The sequence below is a fragment of the Variovorax boronicumulans genome (assembly GCF_040544675.1).
In the GTDB taxonomy this organism is placed as follows: Bacteria; Pseudomonadota; Gammaproteobacteria; order Burkholderiales; family Burkholderiaceae_C; genus Variovorax; species Variovorax boronicumulans_D.
Genome location: NZ_JBEPKK010000022.1, coordinates 51,039 through 59,337 on the forward strand (window position 1 = coordinate 51,039; position 8,299 = coordinate 59,337).

8 protein-coding genes are annotated in these 8,299 nt (G+C 67.2%); 6 read left to right on the forward strand and 2 right to left on the reverse strand.

Annotated features, from left to right (window positions below; all coding sequences use genetic code 11):
* Positions 1-91 precede the first annotated feature (91 nt).
* The gene (locus ABIC90_RS25900) at positions 92-1,201 is read right to left on the reverse strand and encodes a winged helix DNA-binding domain-containing protein (protein WP_354359349.1); all 1,110 of its coding nucleotides are present in this window, start codon (positions 1,199-1,201) and stop codon (positions 92-94) included.
* Positions 1,202-1,211: 10 nt separating this feature from the next.
* Positions 1,212-2,045, reverse strand: a complete 834-nt coding sequence (locus ABIC90_RS25905; protein ID WP_354359351.1) for a pseudouridine synthase — start codon at positions 2,043-2,045, stop codon at positions 1,212-1,214.
* Between the two features lie 81 nt (positions 2,046-2,126).
* Here ABIC90_RS25905 and ABIC90_RS25910 point away from each other — a divergent pair, with 81 nt between their 5' ends.
* The 6 genes from ABIC90_RS25910 (at position 2,127) to ABIC90_RS25935 (ending at position 8,228) form a co-directional block, all read left to right on the forward strand.
* The gene (locus ABIC90_RS25910) at positions 2,127-3,197 is read left to right on the forward strand and encodes a bifunctional nicotinamide-nucleotide adenylyltransferase/Nudix hydroxylase (RefSeq protein WP_354359354.1); all 1,071 of its coding nucleotides are present in this window, start codon (positions 2,127-2,129) and stop codon (positions 3,195-3,197) included.
* Positions 3,198-3,261: 64 nt separating this feature from the next.
* A complete protein-coding gene (locus tag ABIC90_RS25915; protein ID WP_354359356.1) occupies positions 3,262-4,710 on the forward strand; it encodes a nicotinate phosphoribosyltransferase in 1,449 nt (482 codons plus the stop codon).
* Positions 4,711-4,820: 110 nt separating this feature from the next.
* Positions 4,821-5,978: an MGDG synthase family glycosyltransferase gene (locus ABIC90_RS25920; RefSeq protein ID WP_354359358.1), complete on the forward strand. Its 1,158-nt coding sequence runs from the start codon at positions 4,821-4,823 to the stop codon at positions 5,976-5,978.
* Positions 5,975-6,469, forward strand: a complete 495-nt coding sequence (locus tag ABIC90_RS25925) for a hypothetical protein (RefSeq protein WP_354359360.1) — start codon at positions 5,975-5,977, stop codon at positions 6,467-6,469. Before ABIC90_RS25920 ends, ABIC90_RS25925 begins: the two co-directional genes overlap by 4 nt.
* Positions 6,466-7,008, forward strand: coding sequence for a dual specificity protein phosphatase family protein (locus tag ABIC90_RS25930; RefSeq protein ID WP_354359362.1), 543 nt, complete (start codon positions 6,466-6,468; stop codon positions 7,006-7,008). The genes ABIC90_RS25925 and ABIC90_RS25930 overlap by 4 nt, the downstream gene beginning before the upstream one ends.
* Positions 7,009-7,097: 89 nt before the next feature.
* Positions 7,098-8,228 (forward strand): zinc-binding dehydrogenase, encoded by a 1,131-nt coding sequence (locus ABIC90_RS25935; RefSeq protein ID WP_354359364.1) that lies wholly within the window; start codon positions 7,098-7,100, stop codon positions 8,226-8,228.
* Positions 8,229-8,299 lie beyond the last annotated feature (71 nt).

Here is an 8,299-nt window from a genome sequence, read left to right on the forward strand (position 1 = left end):
CGCGATCGGAATGATCGGTAGTGCCCTGCGCCGCGGCGCAGCGTAGAGGCGAAGTCTTAGGCGAGGCTTAGACGCCGTGCGGCCACAAGGGTCACAGCACGCGGATGGCGTGCTGTTCGGCCGGACCCTCGCCGTCCGCGGCAAAGGTCAGCAGGCGCATCGCCTCTTCCTGCACGCCGAGCCGGTCGGCCTTGGACCAGCGCGTGAAGGGCTCCAGCACCACCGTGGCTGCGTTCTTCGCACGCTCGATCTTCCAGGTGCCCGCGACGAAGCCGTCGAGCAGCACCGTGCCGCGCACGATGCCGTTGGCGGTGAACACGCGGGCGCGGTGCGCCTCGCTCATCACGCGGCTGCGGTCGGCATGGGAGAGCAGCAGGTTGTCCCATTCGGCGACGAGGCGCGGCGGCGCGGGCGTGTCGGGGTCGGGGCGCGGCGCGCGCGGCAGGTCGAACAGCGCCTGGCCCTGTTCGCCAGTGAACTCGCGCAGCTGTGGGCGCAGGCGCTCCGCCACCGCCTTCCAGCCGGTGAGGCCCGACCATGCGCCGGCATCGGCGAGCGTGGCGGGGCCGAAGGCGGCCAGGTAGCGCAGCAGCAGGTCGTCCTGTGTGGCGGCTGCGGCATCGGCGGCAGAGGGGCCGAGCCACTGCCCGATGGGCTGCAGCTGCGCGTTCTGGTGCGAGTTCCAGCTGCCCGCGGGCGGCAGGTGCACCAGGGGCAGGTTGTTGCGGATGAGCGCGGCGAGCGAGGCCGGCGCGCGGTCTTTCCAGCGCGCCGCGAGCGCCTGCCCGAGTTCGGTGCTGGTGAGCGGGCCTTCGTCCAGCAGCGCCCATCCGGCCTTCACCACGGCGGCACGGTCGATGCCTTCGAGCGCCCGCGCGTGCTCGCCCGACAGGCCGCGTTGATGCACGGCCTCGAGCAGCGGCCGCCACGCCAGTGCGTCGCTTGCCGTCATCAGGTGCAAGGTCGCGCGCAGCGTGGACATGCGCACGATGCGGCGCTTCTTCAGCGCATCGGTCAGTTGCTCGCGGCGAAAGCCTTCGAGCCGGCTCCAGAGGCCGATGTAGGGCGGGTTCGGCGCCTGCGCCTGCAGGCCGCCCAGTTTTTCGATGGCCTGCACGACCGTCGCCTTGCGCCGCTCCAGCAGCATCTGCCGCGCCAGCGTGGCCCGGTTCAGCGCGCGCTGACTCAGCAGGGCGGCCATCGGCGAGGGCTCAGAACTTCTCGTGCGGCCCGAGGTAGCGCCACTGCCCCACCGGCAGGTTGCCCAGCATCACCTTGCCGATGCGCACGCGCTTCAAGCCCACCACCTTGAGGCCGACCAGCTCGCACATGCGGCGGATCTGGCGCTTCTTGCCCTCGGTGAGCACGAAGCGCAGCTGCTCGGGGTTCTGCCATTCGACCCGCGCCGGCTTGAGCGCCTGGCCGTCGAGGCTCAGGCCGTGCCGCAGCCTGGCGAGCATCGCCGGCGGAAAGACCGCCTGCACGTTCTGCGTGACCGGATCGTCGTCGTCCATGCGAATGAGCTGCCCCGTCGGTGCGGCCTGGCCCGGGCCGTAGTAAGCGACGCGCACCAGGTATTCCTTCTCCATCACCGAGTCTTCGCCGATCAGCTGGCGCGCGACGCGGCCGTCTTGCGTCATCACCAGCAGGCCGATGGAATCGATATCGAGCCGGCCGCAGGGCGCAAGGCCGCGCAACTGCTGGGGGCTGAAGAAGAAACGCGCGTTGTCTTCGGCCCAGCGGTTCTGCGGCGTGAACAGCGTGACCGCCGGTTCGTGGCCGTCTTCGGCCTGCCCGCTCACATAGCCGATGGGCTTGTTGATGAGGATGGTGACCTGGTTCGCCTGCTGGCCCTTGGCGGCCTTGTCGATCTCGATGCGGTCCGACGGCGTGACCTTCACGCCCATCTCGGCCGGCTTGCCATTCACCTTGACCCAGCCGTTGGCGATCCATTCGTCGGCCTCGCGGCGCGAGCACATCTTGAGTTCTGCCATGCGCTTGTTGAGGCGCACGGGCGCATTGGGGGAAGTGGAGGGCTCGGTCATCAGGGGTTGATCAATATGCGGCACCGATGCTATCCTGAACCCAAGCGCAAGTTGATTGCGCCCTTTTTGGGGGATTCCCAAGTGAGCACACGCAAGTACCAATACGCCATCGTCATCGGGCGTTTCCAGCCCGTCCATTTCGGTCACCAACGACTCATCGAAGAGGGCCTTCGCGCCGCCGATCGGGTCATCGTGGTGGTCGGCTCCGACCGCAAGCCCCGGAGCGTCAAGAACCCCTTCACCTTCGACGAACGCGAACGCATGGTGCGCGCCTGTCTGCGCGGTACCGAGCAGATGCGCGTGAGCGTCGTGGGCGTGGGCGACTCGCCCTACAACGACCAGATCTGGATCGCGTCGATCCAGTCCGCCGTCGAGCGGCTGATCCAGCAGGACGGCCATGCACCGTCGAAGGCCAAGGTCGCGCTGGTGGGCCATCTGAAAGACGCATCGAGCTACTACCTCAAGCTCTTCCCGCACTGGGAATTCGTCGGCCAGCACAGCGTCGAAAGCCTCAACGCCACCGACGTGCGCAGCCTCTACTTCGACCCCGAGAACCGCGGCCAGCTCGCACCGGCCGACCTGCCCGACGGCACGGCGGCATTTCTCGAACAGTTCACGCACACCGCCGACTACGCCGATCTTTGCGAAGAGCGCGCCTTCCTCGTCGACTACCGCGACAAGTACCGCTATGCCGGCAGCGACTTTCCGCCGATCTACACCACGGTCGATGCCATCGTGGTCGAGGCCGGCCACATCCTTTTGGTGCAGCGCAAGTTCCATCCCGGCAAGGGCACCTGGGCGCTGCCCGGCGGCTTCGTCGGCCAGCACGAGCGGCTTCAGGATGCGGCCATCCGCGAGCTGAAGGAAGAAACGCGCCTGAAGGTGCCCGTGCCCGTGCTCAACGGCAGCATGAAGGCCAGCCACGTGTTCGATGCGCCCGACCGCTCGCAGCGCGGCCGCACGATCACGCACGGCTTCTTCTTCGAGCTGGCGCACAACCAGTGGGCGGGCCTGTCGGATGTGCGCGCCGACGACGATGCGGCCGAAGTGCGCTGGGTGCCGATTGCAGAATTCCTCGACATGCAAGACCGCATCTACGAAGACCACTTCTTCATCGCGAATCATTTTTTGGGTGGCCTGGGCAAGAACTGAACGACCAGGCTTTGTCAGCAAGAACGGCCCCGGTTGACGGGGCCAACGTGAAAGGAGCTTTCACATGAACCGCAATCTCACCTCTTCGCCCCTGGGCAACAACCTGCTGCTGCGCACCGACTCCTACAAGGTGTCGCACTGGATGCAATATCCGCCCGGCACGCAGACGGTGCACAGCTACATCGAGTCGCGCGGCGGGCTCTTCAGCCACTCGCTGTTCTTCGGCCTGCAGGCGTACCTGCGTGAGTATCTGCAGACGCCGGTGACGCTGGCCGATGTCGATGAAGCCGCCGCGCTCATGGCGGTGCACGGCGAGCCCTTCAACCGCGAAGGGTGGCTCCGGCTCATCGAAAAGCACGGCGGGCTGATGCCTGTGCGCATCCGCGCGGTGCCCGAGGGCAGCGTGCTGCCGGTGCACAACGTGCTCGCCACCATCGAGAACACGGACCCCGAATTCTTCTGGGTCACGAGCTTTCTTGAAACCGAGTTGCTGCGCGCGATCTGGTACCCGACCACGGTGGCCACGCTCTCCGCGGCGGCGCGCACCACGCTGCTGCGCTACCTCGAAGCGACCTGCGACGACCCGCAGGGCCAAATCGCCTTCAGGCTGCACGACTTCGGCGCGCGCGGGGTGTCCAGTCTCGAATCGGCGGCACTCGGCGGCATGGCCCACCTGGTCAACTTCATGGGCACCGACACGCTGGCCGCGCTGGTGGCGGCGCGCCGGTACTACGACTGCGACGTGGCGGGCTTCTCGATTCCCGCGGCCGAGCACAGCACCATCACGGGCTGGGGCCGCGACCATGAATCCGACGCCTACAGCAACATGATCGACCAGTTCGGCAAGCCGGGCGCCACGTTTGCGGTGGTGAGCGACAGCTACGACATCTTCAATGCCTGCGCTCGCATCTGGGGCGACGAGCTCAAGGCCAAGGTGGTGGCCTCGGGCGCGACGCTGGTGGTGCGTCCCGACTCGGGCGACCCGGCTGAGACCACGTTGAAGGTGGCGCAGATCCTGGCCGACCGTTTCGGCACCACGACGAATGCCAAGGGCTTCCGCGTGCTGAATAACGTGCGGATCATCCAGGGCGATGGCGTCAACCTCGACTCGCTGCGGCTGTGTCTTTCGAACTTCTTCCACAACGGTTTCTCAACGGAGAACATCTCCTTCGGCATGGGTGGCGGGCTGCTGCAGCAGGTCAACCGCGACACCATGCAGTGGGCGATGAAGTGCTCGGCGATGCAGGTGAACGGCGAGTGGCGCGATGTGTACAAGTCGCCGGTGGGCGATGTGAACAAGGCGTCCAAGAAGGGGCGGCTCGCGCTGGTGCGGAATGCGCGCGGCGGCGTGCAGACGGTGCGCGAAGAAGAAGCGCTTGCGGATGGGCAAGTCGATCTGCTGCAGACGGTGTTCGAGAACGGGCGCATCGTGGCAAGCACCACCTTCGATGCGATCCGCGAACGGGCGGCCATCGGGGTGAACCAGTTCGTCACCTCGCGGGCGCCGCTCTGAGGCGCTGCCGAGTCGTTCAGGGTGATTGCGGATGGGGTGAGCGCACCCCGGATCTTCGAAAGCGGCACTGCCACATGCCCTCGCCATAATCCGCGCAGCTTTTCGAATCCATGACCAAACTCCTGATCCTCAGCGTGAGCGCCGGCAACGGCCACGTGCGTGCAGCACAGGCGCTCGCCGCCACCGCCCAGAACCTCGTCCCGCCCTGCACGGCGGTCCACATCGACGCCATGGCTCATGTGGCCGGGGGCTTTCGCAAGGTCTACACCGACTGGTACATCCAACTGGTGAACCGCGCGCCCGAGCTGTGGTCGTACCTGCACCAGCGCACCGACAGCACGCCGCATCACGCGCCTTCGCAGCGCCTGCGCCGGGGCATCGAGCGGCTGAGCACCGGCGCGCTGGTGCGCGAGATCCGGCGCGAGAAGCCTGATGCGGTGATCTGCACGCACTTCCTGCCGGCCGAACTGCTGATGCGCGAGCGCAACCGTGGGCGCATCGACTACCCGGTGTGGCTGCAGATCACCGACTACGACCTGCACAACATGTGGCTGGTGCCCGGCATGGCGGGCTATCTCGCGGCCACGGAAGAAGTGGCGTTCCGGCTTCGCGCACGCGGCATTCCGGCCGAGCGCATCCACGTCACGGGCATTCCGGTGATGCCGGCTTTCTCCGAGCCCGATGTGCCGGCGCTCTCGCGCAACACCTGCGCTGCCGAACTCGGCCTCGATCCGTCGCGGCCCGTGCTGCTGATGGCCTCGGGCGGCGCGGGCGTGGGCGACCTCGCGAGCATGGTGGAGCGTGTGCTCGGCCTGGGCGGGCATGACGGACAGCAAGGCAACTTCCGGGTGATCGCCGTCGCTGGCCGCAACGCCGAGGCGCACGGCAAGCTGCAGGCGCTGGCCGCCCGCCATCCGGGCCGCGTGGTGGCCATCGGCTTCACCAACGAGATGCACAAGCTCATGGCCGCGGCCGACCTCGTGGTGACCAAGCCGGGCGGCCTCACGGTGTCCGAGTGCCTCGCGCTCGGCAAGCCGATGCTGCTGATCTCACCCATTCCCGGGCAGGAAGAACACAACGCCGGCTTCCTGATGGAAGAAGGCGCCGCCTGGCTCGCCTACGACGCCATCGGCCTCGACTACAAGGTGGCGCGCCTGATGGCCGACCCGGCCAAGCTCGCGAACATGGCCGCGCGCAGCCGGGCGCTGGGCAAGCCGCAGGCGGCGCGGGCGGTGCTGCAGCGCGTGCTGCCGGGAGAGTCCGCATGACGCCGGCTGTCGAGAAGACCGGCGTGGGCCGCACGCTGGGTTACCTGGCATGGGTCGTTGTGATGTCCTTCTTCTTCGCCAACGCCGAGATCCAGATCGAAGGCGGTGCGGGCTGGGCCACGTCGCTGCCCACCTGGCGCATCGAGAACAGCATTTGGCTGGACCTGTTCTGGGGCGGGCGCGCGATGACCGGCTACCACGCCTGGGTGTTCTCGTTCATGGCGCTGGTGTTCTTTCTGCCGCTGGCCTTCAACGGCCGCTGGACGTGGCGCGATGCAGGGCTGGCGGTGGCGGGGCTCATCGTGTTCTGGGTCTGCGAAGACTTTCTCTGGTTCATGATCAATCCGGCCTTCGGCTGGGCCCGCTTCAACCCGGTCGATGCGTTCTGGCACAAGCACTGGCTGTGGGGCGCGCCGGTGGACTACTGGGGCGGCCTCGCGGTCGCGGCGCTGATCCTGACGGTGCGCCACTGGCGCCGTCGCGCACGATGACTGCCACGAAGATCGACGACCTGCGCCCCGGCCACTGGGCCGATCCGCTCGACGCACTGCAGGTCGAGAACCTGCACCGCATCACGCCCACGCTGTACCGCAGCGCACAGCCGCGGCGCGCGAACGTGGCGGCGCTGCAGTCGCTGGGCATCCGCACCGTCGTGAGCCTGCGTTCGTTCAACGACGACAGGAAGGTGTTCGCAGGCAGCGGCATCCGGCTCGTGCGCGTACCGATCAACACCTGGTCCATCGACGACGCCAAGGTGCTGCGCGCACTGGTCGCGATCCGCGAGGCCGAGAAGCAAGGGCCGGTACTCATCCATTGCATGCACGGCGCCGACCGCACGGGTGTGGTGGCGGCCATCTATCGCATGGCGGTGCAGGACTGGGACAAGGACAGCGCGCGCCACGAGATGCTGCGCGGCGGCTACGGTTATCACACGCTGTGGCGCAACATTCCGCGCTACATCGAGCGGCTCGATCCGATCAAGATGCGCCATGCACTGGCCCACGCGCCGGTGATTCCGGTGGTGTCCTGAAGGCGCCTGCAGTTTTCAGAACCCGCTCCTATACTGGCCGCCCCGTGGCCGATGGCCATCTCCGAACGACCTTCACAAGGGCTTCTTCCATGGCACTGCAACTGCGCTCCCTCGTCCGCTCGAATGGCGAACTCGAACTCTCGCTGCACGACGAACCAATCCCCGAACCCAAGCCCGATGAAGTGATCGTGCGCGTCGAGGCGTCGCCGATGAACCCGTCGGACCTGGGCCTGTTGTTCGGCGCTGCCGACATGAGCACGGCGAAAGCATCGGGCACCGCAGACCGCCCGGTCATCACCGCCATCGTCCCCGAACGCGCGCGGCCTTCGATGGCGGCGCGGCTCGACCAGTCGATGCCGGTCGGCAACGAAGGCGCGGGCGTGGTGGTCAAGGCCGGTTCGTCGCCGGCCGCGCAGGCCCTGCTCGGCAAGACGGTGGCGGCCATCGGCGGCGCGATGTACTCGCAGTACCGCGCCATTGCGGCGGCGCAATGCCTGGAACTGCCCGAAGGCACGACGCCGGCCGAAGGCGCATCGTGCTTCGTCAATCCGCTCACCTCGCTGGGCATGGTCGAGACGATGCGGCGCGAGGGCCACACGGCGCTGGTGCACACAGCGGCCGCTTCCAACCTGGGGCAGATGCTCAACAAGATCTGCCAGAAGGACGGCATCGATCTCGTCAACATCGTGCGCAAGCCAGAGCAGGAGGCGCTGCTGCGCAGCATCGGCGCGAAGTACGTGTGCAACGCGAGTTCGCCCACATTCCTCGAAGACCTGACGCAGGCGCTGGTCGACACCGACGCCACGCTCGCCTTCGATGCAACGGGCGGCGGCAAGCTCGCCGGCCAGATCCTCGGCTGCATGGAAGCGGCGCTGAACCGCACCGCCAAGGAATACAGCCGCTACGGCTCGACCACGCACAAGCAGGTCTACATCTACGGCGGCCTGGACCGCAACCCGACCGAGTTCGTGCGCAACTTCGGCATGGCGTGGGGCATGGGCGGGTGGCTGCTGTTTCCTTTTCTCCAGAAGCTGGGGGCTGAAGGCACGCAGCGGTTGAAGGCGCGTGTGGTCGCTGAACTGAAGACGACGTTTGCCAGCAAGTACACGCGGGAGGTTTCTCTGCTCGAGGCGCTGCAGCTGGATGCGATCGGGGTTTATGGGAAGCAGGCTACGGGGGAGAAGTTCTTGCTAAATCCGAACAAGGGGCTGGGGGGCTGATTCTTTTTTACTTGGCGGAGGGCGCCCGGTGCGCGGTGCGGCGCAGCCGGCCCCACTGTGCCGGCCGCTTT

What these genes read in the sequence shown, in the direction of transcription:
- ABIC90_RS25925 (WP_354359360.1), top strand. Translation starts at nt 5,975, where the DNA reads ATGACGCCGGCTGTCGAGAAGACCGGCGTGGGCCGCACGCTGGGTTAC.
- ABIC90_RS25900 (WP_354359349.1), bottom strand. Translation starts at nt 1,201, where the DNA reads ATGGCCGCCCTGCTGAGTCAGCGCGCGCTGAACCGGGCCACGCTGGCG.
- ABIC90_RS25920 (WP_354359358.1), top strand. Translation starts at nt 4,821, where the DNA reads ATGACCAAACTCCTGATCCTCAGCGTGAGCGCCGGCAACGGCCACGTG.
- ABIC90_RS25930 (WP_354359362.1), top strand. Translation starts at nt 6,466, where the DNA reads ATGACTGCCACGAAGATCGACGACCTGCGCCCCGGCCACTGGGCCGAT.
- ABIC90_RS25935 (WP_354359364.1), top strand. Translation starts at nt 7,098, where the DNA reads ATGGCACTGCAACTGCGCTCCCTCGTCCGCTCGAATGGCGAACTCGAA.
- ABIC90_RS25915 (WP_354359356.1), top strand. Translation starts at nt 3,262, where the DNA reads ATGAACCGCAATCTCACCTCTTCGCCCCTGGGCAACAACCTGCTGCTG.
- ABIC90_RS25905 (WP_354359351.1), bottom strand. Translation starts at nt 2,045, where the DNA reads ATGACCGAGCCCTCCACTTCCCCCAATGCGCCCGTGCGCCTCAACAAG.